The sequence below is a fragment of the Burkholderia sp. S-53 genome (genome assembly GCF_025560745.1).
GTDB classification, from domain to species: Bacteria; Pseudomonadota; Gammaproteobacteria; order Burkholderiales; family Burkholderiaceae; genus Burkholderia; species Burkholderia pyrrocinia.
In genome coordinates, this window is record NZ_CP090482.1 from 1155184 (window position 1) to 1179089 (window position 23906).

Here is a 23906-nt window from a genome sequence, read left to right on the forward strand (position 1 = left end):
CGGAATACACGGAAAGTCGTCGTGTGCGGATGCAAATGTTTCAGCGCTGATACGTTTCGCACGGCTCGAGCGCCTGCACACGTCGCTCGCCCCTTGTCTGACCTGTCCGTGTCGGCCCGGACGGGTCATCTTCCCGATCCCATTGGGCTCGCCATTTTCCGACTCGCCTGCCCGGTTACAACGCTGAAACCGGTCGGCTGGCTGGTCGAAGCGCATGCGGGAACACGAATTGCGCTATCGTTTCCGTGAAGCACAACCCGGGAGTGAAAGATGCGCAACGGCCATACCGTCGGCAAGGTGGCTGCGTGGCTCGCCGGTGTCGTTACCCTGACGATTGCCGTGTTGTTCGTCTTCATCGTGACGTTCGACTGGAACCGCGCGCGCCCTTGGATCGATGACAAGGTATCGGACGCGATCGGACGACAGTTCGCCATCAACGGCGACCTGCGTGTCGGATGGCACCGGCCCGTGAGCGAGCATGGCTGGCGCGCCTGGGTGCCGTGGCCGCGATTCAGCGCCCGCAATGTCACGATTGCCAACCCGGACTGGGCGCGCACGAAGCATTTCGCCACGCTCGACGCGATCAGCTTCGAAGTCGAGGCGCTGCCGCTGATCGCGCGCCGCATTGTGATTCCGGCCATCGACCTCGTCAATCCGTCCGTCGACCTCGAACGCCTCGCGGACGGGCGCGTCAACTGGACGTTCCAGTTCAAGCGTTCCGATCGTCCGGGCAAGTGGACGCTCGACCTGCACGATATCGCGTTCGCCACCGGCAAGCTCCGCTACTACGACCAACAGAAGCAGTTCGACCTGAGCGGCGCGATCGACACGCTCGGCAGGCCGATTGCGTTCGGCGATGCGTTGAAGCAGCAGGCGGCGCTGGCGCGCAGCGAATCGGCGCAGACCGTCGGCCAGGAGGGCCAAAAGAAACTCGCGGCACAGGTGCACCGCGGTTCGACACGATCCCCGGCGCCCGTGTCGGGTATCGATGCGGCTTCCCGCGCATCGGCAGCGGCGTCGCAGGCAGTGGCCGCGGCGTCGCAAGCGTCGGCCGCGGTATCCACTACCGCGATCGCTCCGGCGGCATCGGCTGCGTCGAGCGCGTCCGCGACAGCGGCGTCGGGCGCGACGGCCTCGGCAGCGTCCGGCGCGTCGGCAGGCGCCGCGCCCGCGGCGTCCGTCAGCGCGGGCGATTACACGATCGGGTGGACCGTCGACGGAACCTACAAGAAAGGGCACGTCACCGGCAATGGCAAGATCGGAAACGTGCTGGGGCTGCAAGGAGTTCAGCGCCCGTTTCCGGTCCAGGCCAATTTGCGCTTCGGCGATACGAAGCTGGCGCTCGTCGGCACGCTGACCGATCCGGCACACCTGGCGGCGGTCGACCTGCGACTGTGGCTCGCGGGCACCAGCATGGCGCACCTGTACGACGTCACCGGCATCACGCTGCCCGAGACCCCGCCCTATGCGACCGACGGACGGCTGATCGGGCAATTCCGCACGTCCGGCGATGTCTTCAAGTACGAGGACTTCACGGGGCATGTCGGCGGCAGCGATCTCTCCGGCACGCTGGTGTACGTTTCGCGCGAACCGAGGCCGCTCCTGTCGGGCACGCTCGTGTCGAAGGTGCTGCGGTTCGCCGACCTTGCGCCGCTCGTCGGCGCCGACACGAATGCCAGCAAGGCGCGCCGCGGCGCGGCGGTCGTGCAGCCCGAGAACAAGACGCTGCCGGTCGAGGCGTTTCGCACGGAGCGCTGGACGAAGATCGACGCCGACGTCCGGTTCACCGGGCAGCGCATCATCAAGTCCCCGAGCTTGCCGATCAACGATCTGACGACCCACGTCGTCATGCAGGACGGCGTGCTGACGCTCAACCCGCTGAACTTCGGCGTCGCGGGCGGCACGCTGGCGTCGAACATCCACCTGGACGGCAGCGGCACGCCGCTCAAGGGGCGGTTCACGCTGCAGGCGCGGCACCTGAAGCTGAAGCAGCTATTCCCGACGTTCGCGGTCATGCAAACGGCGCTCGGCGAAGTCAACGGCGATGCCGCACTGTCGGCCACCGGCAACTCGCCGGCGGCGCTCGCCTCAACGTCCAACGGAGAAGTGAAGATGCTGGTCACGGACGGCACCGTAAGCCTGGTGCTGATGGAAGCGGCCGGGTTGAACGTGGCGAACGTGGTGTACGAGAAGCTGTTCGGCGATCGCGACGTGAAGATCAACTGCGCGGCGGCCGATTTCGTGGCCACCAATGGCGTGCTCGACTCGCGCGTATTCGCGCTCGACACCGAAGATGCGGTGATCGGCATGAACGGTAACGTGAACTTGCGGGACGAGACCATGAACCTGACGATTCGTCCGCATACCAAGGGGTTCCGGGTGATATCGCTGCGCTCGCCGCTGTACGTCACCGGCACCTTCAAGCAGCCTCACGTGGGCGTGAAGCCGGAGGCGCTCATCGCCCGCGGCGGGGCCGCGGTGGCGCTGGGCCTGCTGAATCCGCTCGCGAGTTTGCTCGCATTGCTCCAGCCGGGCCGCGATCAGCCGCTGCCGTGCAAGCAGATGCTGACCGACATGGAGCAGCGCCCGACCGCGCCGCCACCGGGAATACGAAAGGAGAAAAAGGCTGCACCTGCGTATATGGGTGCGGCGCCGCCTGCTTCACAGGCACACGCGCCGGCGAAGGTCGAACCCGAGCAAGCGACGCGCGCAGGCCGTACGACCTCTCCCGGCCGGTAAGGCAGCAGTACTCGAGATCGGACGGAGACGTCGGCCCGTGCGTCGAGCAATGGCGGCATGGGAGCGTAACGGCCCGGCCGCGCTCGAACGCGTCGCTCGGGTCAGCTTCCAGCGCCGAGCACGAGCACATCGCAAGCGATCGGCAAGCGTTTCCACGACAGGGACGTGATCCGTGGCGCGCGCACGAACACGAACATCGTGAACAGTGACGATCCGCCGCTCGAGCACAGACCGGGAACGCCCTTGCAGTACTTTCGCAGCGCTTTCGTTGAACGCCCCCAATACTCCGATGCGTCCTTTTCGGAAGCAACGATCCCCGCGCACGCACGCTCACTCGCCGGTTGGTCGGTGCCGGCGGCCAGCCCCTCGCTGACACGAAGTGAGCAGAATCGTCAGGATACCTGCACGGCAACCCCACCTCAGAAATTGTGGGCCAATCCGATCATGAACATGTCCTGGTCCGTGTTGTTGCCGGTCGCGACACGGTTGAAGCGAAGATTCGCAGTCCAGTCCTTGGTAAATTCATAGCCGATCTGCGCGCTGAAAAGCGCAGCAAGCTTCATCCGGCTAGACGGCGCACTCTTGTCGTATGCAAGATAGGGGCCGACGCCGGCACTGAGACTCCATCTGCTCAAGATCGGCGCAACGTACCAGAGTTGGGCTGCGGCGCCCCTTCTGGCAGCGACGTCGTTGACGCCCTCGTAAACGAAGCTTGCCGAATATGCCCAGGCAGTGCCGATCGGCCGTTTGAGCTCGACCAGGTAACCCTTCTGGATCGGAACCCTCGGCCGGTTCGTTTGCGAGGTTCCGGCCCAGACGCTCAGCTGAGTCCTGCCGTCGGAAAGCGACGGATGAGGGTCGCCGCCGAATCCCGAGCCGATGCCGAACAGCACCGCATCGGATGAGTGGCCGCCTGCCATCTGAACACGGTTGTACTGCGCCTTGAGGTAGATGCCATTGGGCGTGAGCTCGTAACGCAACGCAGCCGACGCGCGGATCCCGAGACGTTTTTCGTTGCGCGCCTCATCATCGACGTGTGTCGTGTTCATGCTGAAATACGGGCCCGCCGCCAATTCGAGCGTCATCCTCGCGCCAAGCAGCAAGCGCGCCGCGCCGAGCAGCGCGAAACCGTCGCGATGGTTGTCCGTCGGATGGCCTTCGTTCAGATAGGCGACGAACACCGACGCGTAGTCGTTCAGTGCCTGGCCGAAGCCGATTTCATAAGCGCGCCAGTGCATGTTGCCGCCCTCGCTCGCACGGCCATTACCATAAACGGCGTACGCGTCGAATGTGCGTTGCCCCGGACCGAGCCCACTCGACGGGCCCGGCGCGCCTTCGTCGGCATGCGCAAAGCCCGCAGCAGCCAAGCCAACGACGGCGACGAAAGCAAAACGGAAGCGAACATCAGAGTGTTTTCCCATTCCGGCGCGCTCCAACAATAACAACGGCTACAAACCAGAGGAACGGAGCGCGCCGCGCTTTGCAGGCGCCGGAACCCCTGGCGCCTTATAGCGCTAGCCGCGAGCGTTCACGCCTGGCCACCTCTCCAACGACAGTCAGCCATTACCGCTTGATGGATGTCGAGGTTGCTTCGGGCGACCTGAACCGCCTGCCGGCCGGTTCATTGCAGTGTTTCGCAAAGCGCGCTTGGCGGCAAGCGCCGAATCCGGCGCCGTGCTGGCGGCCTCGGAGCCGGCGGACGCAGTGTTCGCGACGTCCGCCACCGGCGTCCTGACTGATCGATCCGGATTTACCGGATCGTCTTTTCCAGAAACCGCGAGCGATCACGCAGCGGATGGCCGTCAAGTGCCGGCGGCGAGACGCGGGCCCGCGCCAAGCGGAGTCAACTCGGCTTCAGGCCGTGGCGACGGCAGCGCATGTACCCAAGGATCGATGCCCTGCTGCTGCACTTCTTCGAGAAACGCAACGCGCGTGCTCCAGTAGCTTGCTCGCAGTTTCGCATCGATGACACGCTGCTCGGCAGCGAACAATTCCATGCGTGCAGTCACCAGCATCGACGCGGCGGCTTTTTCCGGCGTCGGGGCGTGATGCATCGCCCAGCGGCTGATCCAGTTCACCATGCTGCCCCCCGTGAAAACGAACGGCCCCGGATCGGGCAATCGCGATCGGCCGCGCGCCTGTCTCGATGCGTCGCGGCCGCCATCGAACGTCACCACCCAGGTCCAGGCGCCATCGACACCCCGTATCGATGGCGATCGCCGCGGCATGCGCGCGCGGTTTACCTATCCTATGAATACTTTCCGGTTTGCGCGATACGGGTTTGCATCCAACGACACGTTTCATTCTTGAATCCGTGCATAGCACATGCGACTGTCAATTTCCATAAGCAATCGAAGTTTTTTCGCTACGGAGGAACGGGCGGCGCATCGTCGATGCGTGCACGCATTGGCATTGCGGCGGCGCACCGCTGTTGCTCGGCATTCCGGATCGCCCGACCCCGTATCACGCGTTATCGCACGCGCATGCGCCATGCCGTGCGAATCCCCGCGATTCCTTCACCCCGCCCGACGCGCACCCTGCGCCGGCTCACGCGACGGCATCTCGACGGCGGATTGCATGAACCGCTGATCGACCGTCGCGGAGATGCGCTGTGCCGTTTCGCACAGCGCGACGCCAATCTGCTTGATCGACATCCCCCCGGCTTCTCCCGAGAGCGCCAGGTAGGGGCAAGCGAGGATCGCGATTGCCGAGCCCGACTTGTCGACGATCGGCGTTGCGATATCCGTGATGCCGGGAATGCGCTCGTTCGGGCGGCAGATATAGCCGTCGACCAGATGGGTCGGCAATGCTTCATCGCTACGTGGCGGGTTCCACGACTCGACATCGTGCCCGATGGTCCGGAGCAATCGCGTTCGCACGTCGTCGTCCTGAAACGCCAGGTACATCTCTCCCGCGGCGCTGCCGTGCAGCGGAACGCGCGTGCCGACCCGGACCGCCAGGTTCCATTCCGTTTCAGCGCCGGCCGTTGCGATGACAACCAACGTGTCGCCATCGAATACCGTCAGGTAACACGACTGCATAGTCTGCAATGCGAACTGCTGCAAGAGCGGCGTGACAAGCGTGCCGAGCGATCGAGTCGGCGCATGATGTTGTCCGAGAAAGTAAAGCTTCATGGTCAGCGCGTAACGGTCGTAACGATCCACCCTGTAGATGTAGCCGCGATCCTCGAGCACCTGGATCATGCGATACAGCTCGCTCCGGCTGCGCTTCAACGCGCGACAGATGTCCGCCTGCGCCATGCCGAACTGGCGATCGACGAGCAACTCGAGGATATCGAGACCCTTCTCGAGCGCCGGCGCACGATAGTTCGCTTTTTTCTCGAGACCCGAACGGTCGGGATCAACCGGGTCTTCGTCTGGATTCCGCATGTGAAACGATGCCTCTGGAAGAATGCGGCGCAACTGCGAATGCAGGAAAAATATCGTGGATACCGCTCACGAAGGCCGGATCGCATGGATCATGCCGCGCAGGTTTCTGCATGACGCCTCCTTCACGCGCGGCAGCGTGGCATGCACCTGGTTGCGCAATTGCGGGAGTTCAGACACGAACCGGTCCAGTACCGCCGCCAGATGACCGGAGCGCATCGCTTCCTCGGGCTTCAGCAAGAAGCTGTCCGACAGACCGAAATGACTGAACAGCCCCTGGAACTTGTCCTGATAGGTCAGCGCCGCGACAGGCACGCCCATGCCAAGACTCGCGATCGCCAGATGCATGCGCCCGGTTACCACGCCGTCCACCTGCCCTGAAATGGCCTTCAGTTCCGCCGCCGACATCCTCGTGCGCGGGTAGCAAAGCCGCTCGCCCATCGTCGCGGCCAACGCGTGATGCAGCGGCTCGAGACAGGTATCGTCGCCGTCCCGGCCGCGATAGTCGTGGGACAGCAAAACGATGCTGATCCGATGAAGCGCCGCGAGTTCGAGAATGGCTGCCTGCGCCGACGCGACCAGCGCAGCGATATCGTCGTCGCTGGCCCGGCGGATCAGCATCGGGTGAAGGTTGAAGGCGATCACGATGTCGCCGGCCGCGCGGCGCGATTCGACCCACGCCGCCGTCCCCCTGACGCAATCGGACGAATCGTCCGGCTGAAGCATGAAGGCGGAATCCGCCACGAGCTCCGCGCTCGCCGAACTGAAACGCCTGAATCGATCGAGCGAGACGCCGTCGCGGACATTGACCAGCAGCCGGGCGTCGATCCGGTCGAATGCATGCCGCAACGGCATGTACGGCAGGCGGTTGAAGCTGAAGCCGAGAATCGTGCCGTGCACGCCGCGTCTGACCAGCAGATCCGCCGTTGCCAGCAACCTCAGCGACGTAATGGGCGAATAGTAGCCGTCCATCACGTCGGCGCCGATGACGACCACCGCAGTGGGTCGCAGTGCGGCGAGCCGTTCGACCGTGTCCGTCAGGCGCCATGGCTCGTTCCAAGCGTCGATCGCATGCAAGCCGAGCCGGGTCGCGGCGTCAGCTGCCGCGGGCGTGGCCGTGACGACCGACACCTGCAACGCGCCGTTCGCCTGTCGCAACCGCTCGACGACCGCGCGCAGCATCGCTTCATCGCCTTTCGAGCCGACCAGCGTCCACGGATCGCACGGCAATATCAGCAGATGGGCGCCGGATGCGCCGTCATTGCCTGCGGCACCTCGTGCGGCCTCGCGACGCCACTGCATGGTCAGTCGCTTCACATACAACCACACGCGAAGCCGCTGTTTCAGATCGGCCAGTTTCGACATGTTCGATTCCCCTGGTTGATTCGATGATTTCGATGGACGCATCCGTCAGGCCGGTGCGGCGACCGGCGGCCGCCGCCGGAGCGTGTCGCGAAGAACGCGCAGCTGCGCGTCGTGCCACGCTCGTGCGGAATCGCGCGCCGCCGCACCCTGGGCGATACGATGCGCGCGGTCCGTCGCAAGCCGGACGACCGCATCCGCAAAGCCCTGCGGATCGCCGTCCCGCACGACGGTCACCCCGCGCAGGTCATGCTCGCCGAGGCCGCGCGCGCCCGTCCGGGTACTGACGATCGGCACGCCGAGCGCCATGCTTTCGAGCAGCTTGATGTTGATGCCGGTGCCGAGCAGCATCGGATTGATCGAGATCGGTGCGATCGCGAATGCGTCGCCCAGCTCGGCGACGGGGCCGTGCTTGACGATGTGCGGCCCGTCGGGGACGGCCGACGCGATCGTGCCGGCGAGATGCACGCGAAACGCCGGCAGCCGGGCCACGATATGCGGCAGGATCTCGTCGACGAAGTATTTGACGGCGTCGCGATTCGGCTGGTTGTCGCTGCCGAGGAAAGTCGCGTCGGCATGCCCGGCACAATCCACCTGCGGCGGAAACGCCAGCAGGTGACTCAGCACCGCAACCTCCGGGGCGTCGCCGCTGCCGAGGCGCGCCGCCAGCAGGTCGCCCTCGTCGGCCTGGATGGCCAGCGCGACATGCGCGCGGCGCAATCCGTCGCACTCCCGTTGCGGCGGAATCGAAAACATGTAGCGCTTCGCGCCGGGGCGGCCGATGAACGGAACATGCCGGTCCGCAAAGATGTCGTGCGTATCGATGACCTTGACCACCGTATCGGGAAACGCATCGAGCGCGCGCGAATAGAACACGTATTCGACGAACACGGCATCGAATGCGTGGCGGTGCTGCAGCGCGCGCAACTGTCCGGTAAAGCGCCCGCTGAACAATTCGTCGAGCCCCGTGTAGTACGCATGTCGACTGCCGGCCGCTTTCGCGGCGAGACGACGCACCAGCCACGCCACCCGCTTGGCGCGATAGAGCGCGAGCGCCAGGCCCGCGCGGCGCAATATCGACACGCGGTCGGCACCGAACTCGCGGCAATGCGCTTCCAGGTCCATGCCTCCCGTCTGGCGCGATTCCAGATAGACGAAATGCACGTCGCAGCCGAGCGATTTGACCGCCCGCGCGAGATTCAGGATGCGACTGCGGTTGCCGGCATTGACGGGAAACAGCGGAATGGGCGAAACGATCGCAACTTTCATGAGGCGTTTCCTTTGAGCGGGACCGACGGCAGCGCGCCGCCCGGCGCACGATGACGAATGGCGATGAAGGTGCCGACGCGCACGGACTGACCCTGCGCGAATCCGACGCCGTGGACATAAATGCCCTTCTCGTGATCGGCGTCATACGCAAACGGGCCGCCCGGGACGGGCAGCCACCCGAATCGCGCGTCGTCGAACGTGCGCGCCGGCGTGTCGGTGCGCAGCGTCATCGGCGGGTAAGCCCCTACGCGCACGGCCGCCGCGCCCGCACCGCCGCCGTCCGGCACACGCACCGATGCGTAGAGATCCCAGCGCCCGTCGCGCGGCAGCTTGTCGAGCTTGAGCTGGACTGCCCAGACGCCCGAGTCGCCGCGTATCGCTATCGCGGCGCCGTCCGGCGCAGCGGGGTCGGCCACCACGTGTGCGCTGTCGTAGAGATTCACGCGCGAAACATCGATCGCGCGCCAGTCGCTGTCGGCGAGGCCCGCCACGAACGGCGGCGGAACGACGGGATGCCGGTCGATATCGAGCAATGCGCCGAGCGCCGCGAGATTGCCGCTTTGCCGGTACTGACGGACGCCCGCAGCCGAGATCGCCGCGTCGAAACGCGCGCGCCGCCCGCGAATATCGAGGTCCCAGCCTTCCTGCCCGGCGCGCGCCGCGTATCGATCGCGCAGCGCCAGGATCACGAAATCGAGCGGCATGCGCGCCTCGCGGACGCGCGCGCTGCGCACGGCATCCCCGTCGACCGCCCGGGCGGCGGCGTCGAAATCCCATTCCGACTGGCGGACGAAGTCGTACGTGTACATCGCCATGCCGACCGGCGTCTGTTCGGCCAGCACGTCGCCGCTCGCGCGCAGCGCGGCATGCATGCGATCGATGTAGCGCACGACGGCCGGCGCAGCCGCGCCGTAATAGGCGTCGCAGTATTCGCGGACGAGCGTGCGCGGGTCCGCGGTCGGCGTCCAGAGCAGCCGGGCGATCAACCACACGCGCAGGCTCGCGAATTCGCCGCCGCGCGACTGCCAGTCGCCTTCCGCGAAGTAGCCGTCGACGCTCGGCAACGTGGCGAGCCACGCGATGCTGCGGCCGATCGGATAGAGATTCGGCGTCGGCTGGAGGTAGCCGCCGAAGTTGACGACGTGATCCCACACGGTGACGTGCCGCGCGAGCTCGCTCCATTTGCGCAGACCGTCGCGCAGCGACGCGTTGCGGTCCTCGTTCAGCGCGACGCTGTAGTCGACCTGGATCGTCATCGGATACACGCGAACGTGATCCGGAACCTGCATGCCGTCCGGCGGCGTGAAGCCCCAGTGATAGGCCGGCATCGCGAAACGCGCGCCGGGAACTTCCTCCCGGACCCGCGCCGCCACGTCCCGCACCATATCGAGAAACGCGGCCGACGGCGCATCGCCATGCGCATCGGCAAACGCGCGGCTGGCTGCGTCCAGGTCCCAGCCCCAGTCCATGTCGCGGATCCCGAACCAGATGCGAGCCGGGTCGGATTGCCGCTTCAGGCGCTTCACGATCTCGGCCGCCATGGTGGCGCGGACGTCGGCCGACATCATCGCGAGTTGCCCGCCGGCATACCAGGCGGGATGTGCTGCCGCATACCGGTCGTGCGGCACGAGCGTCCAGAAATCGGCATCGCCGTCCCGCGCGAGCCAGCTGCGATCCCACATGTCGATACCGGGCGGGGAAGCGCGATACGACGTGCCGTGCGACTCGCCGTTCAGCAGGTTATGCGCGCGGAACGGCTTGTCCTCCCCTTCCGCGCTCAACACCTCCCGATACGCGAAGCGGGGAACCTGCCGGACGGGTGCCGTGTCGACGCGCAGCTCGGGCTGTCGCGGCACCTCGGTCGCATCGGGCGCGAGCCACTTCACGCCGAGCTTGCGGTCGAGCCACCAGTACGCGCCGAACAGCGTGCCGCGCGGCGTGTCGCCGGCCACGACGAGGTCGTCGCCGCTGCGGCAAACGACGAAGCCGTCGCTGCCGAGCGGGGCGGCGTTTGCCGAACGGCATCGTTCCGCCGCATGCTCGCCGCCGACGACAATGGCCGGCGTACGATCCTGCGCGTCGCCCGACACGGCAAACGACGCGCCGCTGATCCGCGACAGGTAGTCGGCAATCTCGTCCGCCGCATGCCGCGTCACGGCATCCGTCGCACCGGCGCGAACGATGTAGCGCGCGACGCCGTTCTGCGCGAGCAGCACGCGCGGCACCGACACCCGGGGATTTCCGGCGACGACGTTCGCGTCGTGCGGCGGCCGCGCCGGCTGCGCGCACTCGCCGCCGCGCGCGACCATCGCGCACAACACGACCACCGCGGCACGCACGGCGACACGAACCGGCGAGGCAGGCTTCATTGCCGTGCGATCCGCGAGATGCCGGGCGGCAACGACAGCGGCACGTGGAACTTGCGGTAGAACCGCCACAGGCTGCGCAGATGATGCCGTCCCGCGCGCGAAACGGGGCTCGCCGCCGACTGCCGCTGATGATCGTGCACGAGCGTGACGCCCGGCATGCCGAGCACCCGATAGCCGGCCAGCCAGGTCCGCGCGCACAGATCGACATCCTCCATGTACAGGAAATACGATTCGTCCATGCCGCCGAGCGACTCGAACAGGTCGCGCCGCACGACGAATCCCGTTCCCATCACCCATTCGGCATCGAACGGATTACCGCACGACCATGCGTCGATCATCAGGTGCCGGTTCATCCGGGCGCGAAAGCGGTCCGAGCGGCCGAGCGCGGTGCGTCGCGCGACGATGTCGAGCCAGCTGTAGAACCGTCGCGCCGAGTACTGGCGCCGGCCGTCGGGATACTGCAGATCGAGCCCGACGAGCCCGGCCTCCGGCCGTGTCTCGAACAGCTCCAGCACTTTCGCCAGCCCGTTCTCGCTGAAGCGCGTATCGGGATTGACCACCAGCACGTAGTCGCGTCGGCAGGCGGCCATGCCGAAATTCACGCCGGAGCCGAAGCCGCGATTGCAGGCGGCGCGCAGCAGCCTGACGCCGCGCGGCAATGCGTGTCGCAATCGCGTGTACGAGTCGTCCGGCGACGCATTCTCGACGACGACGATGTCGTCGGCGAGCGCGACGCGTAACGACGTCAATGACGCCACACATCGTATCGTCAGGTCGGGCGTGCCGTAATTGACGACGATGACGCTGATGCTTCCTTCGGTTTCCATCGTGATACCCCGCGCCGTGGTGGATTGTGTCGGCCGGTTTGCCCGGCTCTGTTCGTTGATGTGCGCGTCATGCCGACGCGCCGACCTGCTCGACGAGTTGCCAGAACTTGCGCGCCGACGTGTCCCAGTCGAACTGGCGGATCTGCTCCCGGCCGCGCGCGACGAGTGCGTCCCGCCACGCGGCCTCCGTGCCGAGCCGGCGCATCGCGACCGCGATGTCGACGACCGACAACGGGTTGACGAGCATCGCGGCGGCACCCGCCACTTCCGGCATGGCCGACACGGTCGACGTCAACACGGGCACGTCGGATGCCATCGCTTCCAGGATCGGCAAGCCAAAACCTTCGTACTGCGACACGAATGCGACGAACAGCGCGCCTCGATACAGTTTCGGCATCGCATCGTTCGGCAATACCCCCGCGAATACGAGGCCGTCCGCGCATCGGTGCTGCGCGGCGTGCGCCAGCAGCGCCGGGTCGGGATTGCCGGTCAGCATCAGACGCACGCCGAGCGGCAACAGCCCGCTCGCGCCGAATGCCTCGATCAACCGATGCAGGTTCTTGTAGTTGCGCCGGTTGCCCGGATAGAGCACGTACGGAAACGGATAGTCGAGCGTGTCGCGGTTGCGCTGGTATGCCGCGTCGGTCCCGTTGTGGATCACGTGAACGCGATCCGGCGGCATGCCCGACCAGCGGAGGAATTCGTCGCGCGTGAACTCGGACACGCAGACGATCGCCGTGCAACGCCGGTACAGCGGCCGCAGCACCGTGTCGTAGTAGAAGCGATGCGCGCGCGTGTAGAAATGGCGATGCGTGAGATCGTGCACCACGACGACCGACGGGAATCCCGGCAACGCGGCCGGGACGAACCCGGGATTCCAGAACACGGCGTTGCGGGCCGGCAGCCGCCTCAGCGCGCGGCTCAACGCGAGCGGCGACAGCGGGTGCGCGACCTCGCCGCCGACCGGCAACGGTTCGATGCGGACGGTCGACGGCGCGCGCTCGGCATAGGCCGCCATCACGTTGTGGATGCCGGTGCCAACCGGCCAGCGGGTGTCGGTATAGACCGTGAGGTGCGCGCGCTCAGTGCCGTCAGTGCGCTCGGCGCGCTCGGCGCATTCGGTCGAAGCGGAGAAGATCGTGTTCATCGTTCAATCCATCCAGCCAAGCAGTCGATGCGACGCGGCGATCCAGTAATACTTCGCACGCCGGGGATTGCGGCGCACACATGACAGCAGGCAGCCGGCGACGGGCCGCGCGATCATGTAGAGGACGTAGGCGAGCGGATAGCGATTGATCCGCAGCACGTGCCCGAACCCGCGGTTGTAGCGGCGGCCGCGCGCATAGGCCTGCTCGTCGAGCACGGCGAGCGGTTCGGGATGATGGACGCGCAGATGCGGGTCGTAGTCGATCCGGCACCCCGCTTGCAACGCGCGCACGAGAAAGTCGACTTCTTCCCCCGCTCCCCAGCGCGTGGTCGCGCCCACGCCGAGGTCCACGTCGAACTGCCCCGCCGCATGCACGGCGGACCGGCGCAGGAAGATCGTGTACGACGTCGCGCACACCCACACGTTGAAGCGGTTGACGATCTGCGCCGTGGTCGCCCACCGCCCTTGCGACGGCCGGCCCGCGGCGTCGACGCTCATGCCCGTCACGCCGTCGAGCATCCGGTCGGCGGACAAGCGCGCCGCGACCGCATGGAGCATCCCGGGCCGATACCAGCAATCGTCGTCGGGGAACCCGACCACGTCGCCCGTCACGGCCTTCAGGCCGACGTTCGTCGCCCGCGACTTGCCCTTGTCGGATCTCAGATGGACGATCGTCAGCCGGTCGCGATACCGGTCGACGATCCGCTCGACCCGGTCGTCCGGGTTCTGGTCGACGACGATGACTTCGAGGTCGGCGTAGGCCTGCCGCACGAGCGAATCGAACATGCGCTCGATCTCGTCGCTACGGCCGAGCGTCGCCATGATGAGAGAGAATTTCATCGAGGTTGTCCGGACGGGAAGATGGATCGGGGCCGCGACACGCACGGCGCAGCGCGCGCTTTCCGGCGTGCCGCCCGCGGCACGAACGCGAACGACGCGAGAAAGCCGACGAACAGGTATGACGTTTCGCTCTGGTGCATCGGGTTGATCAGCGACCAAGCCGCGATCGGCGCCAGCATGACCATCGCGCGCCGGCCCTGGCCGAGCCCCGTGAAGAACACCGCCCATGCGAGCAGCCCGATCGGGCCGGCGACCAGCATCAGATCCAGCGGTGCGCAAAAGACGGCGCTCGTGCCCTCGCCGAGCCCGCGAACGGCGACGGCCGAGTGCGAGAAGTAATGCTCGACGAAGCCGAAGCCGTGGCCGATCCAGTCGCGGCCGACCAGCTTGATCGATTCCGTAAAGGCCAGCCCGCGCTCCTGTTGCAGCCGGACCTGAAGCTGGTCGCCGGTCAGTTCGCGCGTGAACATGTACAGATAGAACGCCGCTCCGGCGGCCATCGTCAGCACTTTCGCGAAGAAATGGCCGCGCACCTGCAGCAGGATCACGATCGCGCACGCGATCAACACCGTCTTCGATTCGCTCAGCAGCGTCACGACGAGTGCGAGCGCAACGAACTTCACGACGTCGGGAATGCGGCGCGGCGACTGCCGGAAACACGCGTAGGCGGTCAGGAAGAAAAACGCCGCGAACCAGTTGCGCTCCTTGAACGAACCGTGAATCGCGTTCTGCATGAAGTCGACTTTCTCGTACAGCACCGGGACGTTGAAATACTGCAGCGCGTACTGAAGCGCCAGGAACCCCGCGATCGCGACATAGCCGAACGGCAACGGCCGCGTGCGTGCCCGCGCGCCGTAGTAGCGGCCGATCAAATAGAACGCCGGCATCACGAACACGAACTTCACGATCTGCTCGGCCGCCTTGAAGCGCGGATAGCCGGACAGGAACGTCGTCGACAACGCGACGCCGACAAACAGCGCAAAGGCCCAGATTTCCCACGCGCCGACGGGGATCCGGCGCCGCACCAGCAGCACCGGCAGCACGAGCACCGCGAACATCTGACCGAGTTGCGCACCGCCGATCTTCAGGAACTGGATCGAGCTCAGCAGCAGCAATACGAGCAGGACCGCGTCCGCGAGGTCGAAGCGCACCTGCGCCCCGATCGTCGACGCACCGGACGACGACGCGCGTGGCCGCGGCACCTGCAGCGCGACGCGGCTCATGTCCGTTTCCTCGCATCGCGCAATGCGATCAGCATCGCCACGGTTTGCCGGGCGGCCTGACGGCGCAACATCCAGGTTGCGCCGACATAAGCGGCGCCGAAGCCGACGATCAGCAGCGGCAGCCTGACCAGCGCCGGCACGCCGCAGAGGGTCGCGCCAAGCCGCGATACGATCAGCGCGCAGCCGAGCGCAAGCAGATACGGCGGCACCAGCCGACCCAGCAAGCGGCCGGGATCGACCTGCAGCTCGACGACAACGGCGCCGAAGCTGAGCGGCGTGATGAACAGCACCGCGCCGACATACAGCCACGCGAGCCCGGCGACGTCGTGCGACGGCAGGCAGACCATCGCGCCCAGCACCAGGACGAGCTTGACGACCGTCAGCCACATCGTGACGTTCGGCCGGCCGCGCGCCGACAGGAATGCACCGTTGACGAACTGGACCGTCTGAACCGCGCCGAGCCCCATCAGCGGCGTCATGATCGCGGCACTATCGGCCCAGCGTGCACCGAACAGCACGATCGTGATGTCGCGGCTCAACACGGCCATCAGGACGAACAGCGGCGCCGCGGCCATCGCGGCCAGCCCCGTGACGTCGAGGTAGGTGGCCGCCATTTTCCCGGCGTCGTGCGCGACCCGTGACAGCACCGCGAGCGCGACGTCGGTCGCGGCCCGGCACAGCAGTTCCAGCGCCGTCTGGTACAGCCTCGCGCCGATCGCGTAGATGCCCAGCCCGGCTGCGCCGTACAGCGCGACGACGATCAGGTCCACGGTGCGCGTCGCCCACCAGTCGATCAGCCTCGCCGCGACGACATGACCGCCGAAGCGCGCAATGGGCCAGAACGTCGACGCGTTCCGGCGGCCGCGCGGACGCCAGACCGGTCTGCGCCAGAGCCAGAGCGCGGACATCGTCATGAAGGTCGCCGCCTGCGCAATCAGGCTCCACGCACCGGCGCCCGCGATCGCCAGCGCGACCGCAACGGCGCCCGCAACGCTCACCGACACGAGTTGACGCATCGCCAGGGTACGGAAATCCAGCCGCCGCTTGTACAGCGCCTCCTGGAACGAACTCGCCGACCCGATCGGCACGAACGCGCACGCCACCCGCAGATACGGCGTCAGCCCGGGTACGCGCAGCCACGTTTCGACGTGCCCGGCGAGGACGAACAGCGCGGCCGCGAGCACGACCGCCATGCCGATCGAGCACGCGAACGGCCATTCGAGATCGTCGTCGTCGAGCGATGCGCGCTGAACCAGCGCGTCGCCCAGGCCGCCCTCGGCGATCATCAGGACCAGCGACAGCGACAGCGTGACCGAGGCCGCAAGCCCGACGTCCGCCGGGCCGAGCCAGCGCGCGACCAGCAGATAGGTGACGAGCGTGACGAGCTTGCCGCCCCATGCCTGCACCAGCGCCCACGCGAGGCTTCGCACCGTGCGCGCACCGAGTCGCTCGCCGGCGGGCGACGCACGGTCGCTCGCGGCGAGCAGCGCGAGGTCGCGCATCGCGGGCTCAGTGCTCGGTTTCATACGCGTATTTCCCTTCGCCGTACGCGCCGTAGACGGCCTGGCGCCGCGGCACGTCGTTCAGCACGACGCCGCTGATCGCGATGCCGGCGTTGCGCAGGCGACGCTCTGCCTCGCGAATCTCCGGCATCGAACTGCGGCCATGCCGGACGCACAGCAGCGTCGTCGCGCCGTGGCGGCCGATGGTCGCCGCATCGTGCAGCGCGAGGATCGGCGCCGTATCGACGATGACGATGTCGTAGAGACGCGATGCCGTGGCGAGCAGCAGCTTGAAGCGGCCGTCGTTGAACAGCTCCGACGTGCGGGCGACGGCCCCGCGCGCCAGCACGTCGACACCGGCGACCGCCGATTTCTGGACGCCGCGCTCGAGCGCGCCGCTCGCGATCGCGTCGGGCAGGCCGGGCGCCGCCGGCAGCCCGAAGTGACGATGCGACTGGCCGCGGCGAATATCGGCATCGATCAGCAGCACGCGCTTGCCGCCCGATGCGAACAGCGAAGCCAGATTCGCGCAGAGGAACGACTTGCCCGCACTGGGCTGCGGGCTCGTGACCATGATCACGTTGTGCCCCGACTCGGACATCGTGAACTGCAGCGTTGTGCGCAGGCTGCGGATCGCGTCGACGGTCACATCCTCCGGAATTTCCGATGCGAGAACGTGCGCGCCCTGTCCCGCACGCTGCTGGTTGCGCACGAGGCGTCGCTGCTCCCGACTGTGCGGCACCACCGCATAGACCGGCACGCCCAGCACCTGCTCGAGGTGCTCGGAATGTTCGACGCGGCCCCATACCGCCCGCTGTGCGAACGGGGCGGCGACGCCAAGGGCAATCCCGACACACAACGACAGCGCGACCAGCAGCAGGCGCTTGGGCTTGACGGGTTTCACCGGCAGGACCGGCAAGTCGACGGCGCGGACATTGCCGATCTCGCTTCGCTTCGCGATCTCGAGCTGTTGTCCGGTGTTCAGCAGGTTCGTATACAGCTCGGTGTTGACGCGCACGTCACGCAACACGCCGAGACCCTCCCGCTCCGTATCGGGCAACTTCGCTTCGAGCGCCTTCAGTTCCTTCGCCTTGCCCGCCAGCTCCGCGAGGTTGGCGTCGAGCGCCTGCACGGCCGGATGACCGTCGGCGAACCGCGCGATCAGGTCGATGCGTTTTTGCTTGAGTTCGAGCGTGCGCGTCTCGATGTCCACTTCCTGACCGAGCAGCAGCTTGCCCTGTTCGTCGAGATCGACCGTCCCCGTGCGCGCGCGGAACGCCGCGTATCGGTCCTCGGCGTCCTTCAGTGCCTTCATGACCGTCGGCATGCTGCTCTTCAGCGATTCCAACGTCGCGGCGGCCTCCTCGCTGCGGTACTCCTTGTTCTGCTGGACGTAGCCGTCGACCACGGCCCGCAGGATGTCCCGGATGCGCGTCCGGTCGTCGCCCTCGAGCGTGACGGTCAGGATGCCGGATTGCTTGGCCTTTTCCTCGACGGTCAGATCGTCCTGGAGCTGGGAAACCGCTTCGAGCTGCGGGATGCGCTTGAGCCGGAACGTCGTGCCCGGCCGCGCATCGAGGGCGGCAACCAGCAGCGTCAGCGGCTGCGCCTTGTACTGCCCGTGTGCCGGCACGCCGACCTCGCCTTTCAGCACGATGTCGTCATCCTCGTCCCTGACCACGTAGCGCCCGCCGCCTTTGGCGGTCACGACGAACCAGAGCCCGTCCAGCGCGTCGATGCCGTCGTGGCTTTTCTTGCCGGCCGTCTCGAACGTGACGACATCGAATCGCTCGCCGCCCCATGCAAACCGGGACATTCCCCACAGCGGCGGCGCGACGCCGTCGTCCCGATAGCGACGGGCGACCCAGCGGCCGATCAACGGGAAATAGCGCGGTTCGGCAACGATGTTGAGATGCTGCTTCGTGACGACCGAGTCGATCACCATGCGCGCGCGCACGAGTTCGAGTTCGGCCGCGGTCGTGCTCCCGTTGTCGAGCAACGCCGCGATGTCGTGCAACGGAGAATTGCCCGCCGCGGTCGATTCGTTGACCTGGATCGTCGCGTCGACACGATAGACCGGCGTCGCGAATACGACATACAGCAGCCCCAGCAGGAACACGCCGGCCGCGATGCCCAGCACCAGGCGCCACCGGGCCAGCACGATGTCGACGTAGGACGAAAGCGGCGCATCGTCGTACAACGCCGCGTCGTACAGCCGTGCTTCGGAAAGGTCTGTCATGGCAAATCCAGTGTCGATCGGGTTCCGGCGGTTCATTTCGCGACCAGCGCGCCGGTCATGCCGGCATTGATGGCGGGCAACAACAGCGACAGCACGCGGCTGAGTCGGACGAGGCCGTTGCCATCGACATAGACGACATCCTTCGGCGCCAGCCTGAAGTCGTTCGCGAGCACCATCGCGACCGGCGACTTCGCATCGAGATGAAACACGTCGGGCGTACTCGAGCCGCGCCCGCGAATCACGTAGACCTGCGCCGTGTCGGCGGTGCCGCTGTTGAAGCTGCCGGCTTGCTGCAACGCATCGCCGAGCGTCAACGAGCCGTCGCGCAGCGGCAGCGCGAGCGTCGGCTTCGCGACCTCGCCCATCACGAACGCACCGTTGTCCTCGCGCGACTGCACGCGCAGCACGTCCCGGTTGCGCAACAGGATGCTGGCCGGGTCGATCCGTCGTGCGACGAGCTGCGACAGGTTCAGCACGTAGTGCTCGTCGCCGCGCATCAGCTCGATACGGCTTCGATCGGCCGTCGGCTGAAGCCCGCCCGCGCGATCGATCGCCTCGATCAGCGTCATCGGCACGTCGTTGATCGGCTGGACGCCCGGATTGCGCACCTCGCCTTCGACGTACACCTGCTGGCTGCGGTACGACGTGACGCGCACGGTGACCTGCGGGTCGCGGAAGGTTTTCGTCAACGCGACGCGGAACGCATCGCGAACCTCGGTCGTCGTCCTGCCCGACACCGCGAGCGTGCCGACGTACGGAAACTGCACGCTGCCGGTTTCATCGACGACAAAGCCGCTGACGGGGTCGCTCTGCCGCTGTGCCGACGACGACTGAGTCGTCGGCGCCGCCGCGGACAGTTCGGGGTGATCCCACACCGTGATCTGCAATACGTCGCCGGCGCCGATCCGATAGCCGCCCTTCGCGCGCTCGCGCAACAGCGCGTCGACGTGCCCGGTCGCTTCGCTGTCGTCGCGCATCGACTGCAGCAGGTTGACATCGATTTCCCGGATCGGCACATCGAGCGACTGTGCCGGTTCGCCGTTGCGCGCGCTCGCCACCGGCAATTCCTGCGAGCCGGTCATCCGCATGCCGGGCGCGACGGCGCACGCCGTCAGGAATACGGACAACACGAGCGGCGCCAGCGCGCGGCCCCGTCTGCTGCCTGTCGATACACCGTCGAATGTTTTGCCCATTGCTGCCTCGTATGTCGCGCTATCGTCAATTCCGTCCGTGGCGCCGTGCTCACGGTCGTGTTCATTTCGTCGCGTATTGGTTCGGTTCGCTTCGCCCCCGTCCCGCGCCGCCCGGTCGATCACCATGACGAACGGGCCCAGGGCGGCGCCATGCCCGGCCAGTCGTCTGTCGCGTTGTCGTTCCCGCCGCGCGGCCGAATCTGGACGCGCGCCGCGCCGCGCGTGCGACGCACCGTCGGCATGCCCAGCGCGTCGATCGACAACGCCCGCATCTGCCGCTCGATCGGCAGCGGCGCGTAGTGGTCGACCGCCGGCGCGGCGACGCCCGACGCGACCGCCGGCTTTGCGACCGACCCGCGCCACGGATTCGAGGTTTGGGGCGCGGTATCCGCGAGACCCGCGATCCGCCGTGGCGCGTTCGTCGCAGGGCGCGCCGCCGGGGCACTGCCCTGCGCAGCCGACGCACACGTCAGGCCGATCAGCATCGCGAGTTGACCGACGTGGCGTCGCATCAGCAGTGCCCTCGTGCGGCAGCCGCCGGAATCCGCGCGATCCAATGCGCCACCGCGCGCTCGATGTGGCGCGCCACGGCATCGAACACTTGCGCCGACTTGCCGACCGGATCCGCGATATCGCATTTCGCGGCATGGTCGAGCTGGAAGACGCGACCGCGCGCGAACGGATAACGCCGCTCGATCTCGCGGCATTGCACGAGCGTCATCGCGAGGATCAGTTGCGATGCGCGCACGTGGCCGAGATGCACCGGTTGCGCGATATGCGACGTGATGTCGAAGCCGCGTTCGCGCATCACGTCGATCGCTGCCTGGGCGGCCGGCCGGCCCGCCAGCGCGATCAGCCCCGCGCAACGCACCTGCACGGACGGCAGCGCGCGTGCCAGCATCGCGCTCGCCATCGGGCTGCGGCATGCGTTGCCGTCGCAGACGACCAGAATGCGTTCGATCATGGCCGGGCTCAGTACGCGTTCGGATGGACGAAGCCCTTCAGCACCGTGGCTGCGACAATCTTCATGTCGAGCCCGAAGGACCAGTTGCGCAGGTAATAGAGGTCGTGCTGGACACGGCCGACCATCTTGTCGAGGTGATCCGTCTCGCCGCGATAGCCGTTGACCTGCGCCCATCCGGTGATGCCCGGCTTGATCCGGTAGCGATGGATGTATCCCTCGACGAGCGGCCGGTACAGATCGTCGTGCTCGATCGCGTGCGGCCTCGGCCCGACGACCGACATGTCGCCGCGCAGCACGTTGAAGAACTGCGGCAACTCGTCGAGGCTGGTGCGACGCAGGAATGCGCCGACGCGCGTGATGCGTGCGTCGCCCCGGGTTGCCTGGCGCACGATGCCGGCCTGTTCGGCATGCACGCGCATCGTGCGGAACTTGTAGATCCGGAACACCCGGCCGTCGGCGCCTTTCCGGTACTGCGTAAACAGCACCGGGCCCGACGACGACAGCTTGACCGCCAGCGCGATCATGCCGAGCAGCGGCGCCAGCGCGACGAGCGCTGCTGCCGCGAATATCCGATCGAACAGCGCCTTCTGCATCAATGCGCGATGGGACATCGGCGATGCAACGAGGTTGATCGCCGGCATGCCGACGAGATCCATCATCGTTCCGCCGAGCAACGCGATGCTGCACATGTCCGGCATGAAGCGGATATTGATCAGATCGTCGCCGAACGTCTTCAGCACGCGCCGGATCGTCCCTTCCTCGGAGATCGGCAACGCGAGCCAGATTTCCGTCGCGGCTTCGGCACGCACGGCCGCGACGAATTCGGTGAAATCCGCGATCGTCGGGATGGTTCCGTTGGACGATCCCGCGGGATCGTGGAGCATGACGGGGCGAAACCCGCTCGCCGGGGACAGCGCCAGCGTTTCGATCACACGCACGGCATGCGCGCCGTTTCCGACGATCGCCACCTTGCGAAGATTCAGGCCCGCATGCCTGACGCGTGCGAGCATCGTATAGGCGGCCAGGCGGATAACCATGAATCCGCATCCCGCGATCGCCGTCCAGTAGACGAACCACAGCCGCGACACCTGATCGGCGCGATGCATCGCGAACAGCAGCACGAGGTTGCATGCCTGCACGGCGACCCATGCAGCACTGATGCGGCTGATCATCGCGATCCACGATCGCCCGCGCCACGACTGATACACCTGAAATGCCGGAAAGACGGCAAGCGTCAGCATCGCGACGAACGGGACGACCATCGCGTCCGGCCGGCCGAGCGTATCGTCATCGAACCGCACATGCGACGCGGCAGCCGCCCCCAGCACCACGACGAGTGCATCGAGCAGGCGCGCAATGATCGACTGAAATCCGAACATGGTTCTTCTCCACGCGGCGCACGATGGCGCCCGTATTTGCCGTCAAACGCGGCCGTATGCGTCGTCGAAGCGCACGATGTCGTCTTCGGCACGGCGCGAATCGTCGACGAACTCAAGAGTGCTCATTTCATGTAGTCCTCAACATCCGGTGTTCCGCACGCAATCAACCCCTGGCGCTACCCGACTGCCCGTGCTCCGCGCCCGCCGCCACGCCGACGGACATTTCCCGACTGACGCCGGACATGCTCCGCCCTCGGTATCCCGATGCATCGACAGCATTCATCCCGGGCGTCATCGCCCCGTCGATGAATCAATCAATTCGTATTCCTATATGAAATGGAACGCCCCTTTATCGAACGGACGGTTCAATTCACATCAGAATTCCAGACGACGGACGAACTGCGGCTTGCCCAGGCTCAGGCGCACGCCCCCGCGCCGATGCATGACCGCCGCAAGGACGTGTCGACCCGGTTCGGTATGGCAACGGAAATGCCGCGCCCGCGCCATCCTGAATGGATTGGCGAATGGACGCGATTTATCGATTGAATGTCCGGAATCGACCGCTTCGCCCCCGCGTCGCGTCCGGAAATCGGAGTGTGGATCTTATTCATGATTGGTCTAGCGTTATGGTATTAACTACTTCGGCACGTAGCGTTTAAAGCATGATCCGTGCCACCGGAACGCATTCTCGTGTTGCAACGCGGAAAATCCTCGCTAAACCAATGACCTATGTAGGAAATACGAAAGGTATGAATAAATCGAAATAATCCGGTGCAACGTTTGCGCAATCGCACCGTTCGCGCACGTTACGTAACGACACGCCGTAACGCGTCTGACAGGAACGGGATCCGGAAGGCGCAGATTGCTGCCGTGTGCACGGCAGTGTGAGGGGCGTTATTCCTGCCGTAGACAGGCGCACTTCTCTTCCGCGCGTCAGGCCGCGTGAGTCCGGGGCAGGCCCGGTGGGCGTTCAGGGCCGCAACGACCGCAGAGCGATTTCGTTGCCGACATGCGGGAGGGTATGTACTCAACCCCGCGTCGAATACATCCGCGATCCGGCGCTCATGAAACGACTCCGCACGGGCGGAACGAGATTTTCCGGTTGATTACCAGCACCGTGTCGCCTTGCAAAACCCGAGTTGTTTCGCGGGGTGGCGGTTCGATGCGGATGCTCGCGAGCACGAGCTGAATCGAAGCGAGTCATTTCTCGAAGCAAGATCGAACTTCGAGCGATCAGCTATCGGAAGTATGGGTAGACATTTCAATTTTGACGCAGCATGAGCATTTTTCCCGATTACCCGCGGAAAATGGCCGATGCGGCAAGAGAAACGCGTGGCGCACTTCTGTCGTCGCTTCCGGACGATTTTTTTAATCCGTTTGCCCTTTATATCGACAGCGGCATAATGTCCGTTTCACGGGCGGCCTGATCTGCAGACGGCCCGTCCAGCGCTCAAGGCTCCGGATGCG

Annotated in this window: 19 protein-coding genes; 3 read left to right on the forward strand and 16 right to left on the reverse strand. The window is 66.2% G+C overall.

Features of this window, described 5'->3' with window-relative positions; all coding sequences use genetic code 11:
* Window positions 1-270 precede the first annotated feature (270 nt).
* Entirely contained in the window at window positions 271-2739 is a 2469-nt protein-coding gene (locus LXM88_RS04885; RefSeq protein WP_262530910.1) for an AsmA family protein, read from the forward strand.
* Window positions 2740-3158: 419 nt separating this feature from the next.
* Here the strand turns inward: LXM88_RS04885 and LXM88_RS04890 are convergent, their stop codons facing one another.
* From LXM88_RS04890 to LXM88_RS04965, 16 genes are all read right to left on the reverse strand, one after another.
* Entirely contained in the window at window positions 3159-4160 is a 1002-nt protein-coding gene (locus tag LXM88_RS04890; RefSeq protein ID WP_262530912.1) for a hypothetical protein, read from the reverse strand.
* Window positions 4161-4541: 381 nt separating this feature from the next.
* A complete protein-coding gene (locus tag LXM88_RS04895; protein ID WP_262530913.1) occupies window positions 4542-4820 on the reverse strand; it encodes a hypothetical protein in 279 nt (92 codons plus the stop codon).
* Window positions 4821-5255: 435 nt separating this feature from the next.
* Window positions 5256-6128: an IclR family transcriptional regulator gene (locus LXM88_RS04900; RefSeq protein WP_262530914.1), complete on the reverse strand. Its 873-nt coding sequence runs from the start codon at window positions 6126-6128 to the stop codon at window positions 5256-5258.
* A gap of 66 nt (window positions 6129-6194) precedes the next feature.
* On the reverse strand, window positions 6195-7490 hold the full coding sequence (locus LXM88_RS04905; protein ID WP_262530916.1) for a polysaccharide pyruvyl transferase family protein: 1296 nt from the start codon (window positions 7488-7490) through the stop codon (window positions 6195-6197).
* Window positions 7491-7535: 45 nt separating this feature from the next.
* Window positions 7536-8756: a glycosyltransferase gene (locus LXM88_RS04910; RefSeq protein WP_262530918.1), complete on the reverse strand. Its 1221-nt coding sequence runs from the start codon at window positions 8754-8756 to the stop codon at window positions 7536-7538.
* Window positions 8753-11125 carry a DUF4838 domain-containing protein gene (locus tag LXM88_RS04915; protein WP_262530919.1) on the reverse strand — a complete coding sequence of 791 codons (2373 nt, stop codon included), beginning with the start codon at window positions 11123-11125 and terminating at the stop codon, window positions 8753-8755. The genes LXM88_RS04910 and LXM88_RS04915 overlap by 4 nt, the downstream gene beginning before the upstream one ends.
* Window positions 11122-11952: a glycosyltransferase family 2 protein gene (locus LXM88_RS04920; RefSeq protein WP_262530921.1), complete on the reverse strand. Its 831-nt coding sequence runs from the start codon at window positions 11950-11952 to the stop codon at window positions 11122-11124. Before LXM88_RS04920 ends, LXM88_RS04915 begins: the two co-directional genes overlap by 4 nt.
* 67 nt (window positions 11953-12019) lie before the next feature.
* Window positions 12020-13099, reverse strand: a complete 1080-nt coding sequence (locus tag LXM88_RS04925) for a glycosyltransferase family 4 protein (RefSeq protein ID WP_262530922.1) — start codon at window positions 13097-13099, stop codon at window positions 12020-12022.
* A gap of 3 nt (window positions 13100-13102) precedes the next feature.
* Entirely contained in the window at window positions 13103-13939 is an 837-nt protein-coding gene (locus tag LXM88_RS04930) for a glycosyltransferase family 2 protein (protein ID WP_262530924.1), read from the reverse strand.
* A complete protein-coding gene (locus tag LXM88_RS04935) occupies window positions 13936-15162 on the reverse strand; it encodes a hypothetical protein (RefSeq protein WP_262530925.1) in 1227 nt (408 codons plus the stop codon). Before LXM88_RS04935 ends, LXM88_RS04930 begins: the two co-directional genes overlap by 4 nt.
* Window positions 15159-16688: an oligosaccharide flippase family protein gene (locus tag LXM88_RS04940; protein ID WP_262530926.1), complete on the reverse strand. Its 1530-nt coding sequence runs from the start codon at window positions 16686-16688 to the stop codon at window positions 15159-15161. Before LXM88_RS04940 ends, LXM88_RS04935 begins: the two co-directional genes overlap by 4 nt.
* Entirely contained in the window at window positions 16672-18903 is a 2232-nt protein-coding gene (locus LXM88_RS04945) for a polysaccharide biosynthesis tyrosine autokinase (protein WP_262530927.1), read from the reverse strand. Before LXM88_RS04945 ends, LXM88_RS04940 begins: the two co-directional genes overlap by 17 nt.
* Window positions 18904-18935: 32 nt before the next feature.
* Window positions 18936-20096 carry a polysaccharide biosynthesis/export family protein gene (locus LXM88_RS04950; RefSeq protein ID WP_262530928.1) on the reverse strand — a complete coding sequence of 387 codons (1161 nt, stop codon included), beginning with the start codon at window positions 20094-20096 and terminating at the stop codon, window positions 18936-18938.
* A 119-nt stretch (window positions 20097-20215) separates the two neighbouring features.
* On the reverse strand, window positions 20216-20608 hold the full coding sequence (locus LXM88_RS04955; protein ID WP_262530930.1) for a hypothetical protein: 393 nt from the start codon (window positions 20606-20608) through the stop codon (window positions 20216-20218).
* Complete coding sequence (locus LXM88_RS04960) at window positions 20608-21060, reverse strand: arsenate reductase/protein-tyrosine-phosphatase family protein (protein WP_262530931.1); 453 nt, start codon at window positions 21058-21060, stop codon at window positions 20608-20610. Before LXM88_RS04960 ends, LXM88_RS04955 begins: the two co-directional genes overlap by 1 nt.
* An 8-nt stretch (window positions 21061-21068) precedes the next feature.
* The gene (locus tag LXM88_RS04965; protein WP_262530933.1) at window positions 21069-22439 is read right to left on the reverse strand and encodes an undecaprenyl-phosphate glucose phosphotransferase; all 1371 of its coding nucleotides are present in this window, start codon (window positions 22437-22439) and stop codon (window positions 21069-21071) included.
* 336 nt (window positions 22440-22775) lie between these two features.
* Here LXM88_RS04965 and LXM88_RS04970 point away from each other — a divergent pair, with 336 nt between their 5' ends.
* Together LXM88_RS04970 and LXM88_RS04975 are read left to right on the forward strand one after the other, a co-directional pair.
* Window positions 22776-22985 (forward strand): hypothetical protein, encoded by a 210-nt coding sequence (locus LXM88_RS04970; protein WP_262530934.1) that lies wholly within the window; start codon window positions 22776-22778, stop codon window positions 22983-22985.
* Window positions 22986-23716: 731 nt separating this feature from the next.
* A complete protein-coding gene (locus LXM88_RS04975) occupies window positions 23717-23866 on the forward strand; it encodes a hypothetical protein (RefSeq protein WP_262530936.1) in 150 nt (49 codons plus the stop codon).
* Window positions 23867-23906: the final 40 nt, after the last annotated feature.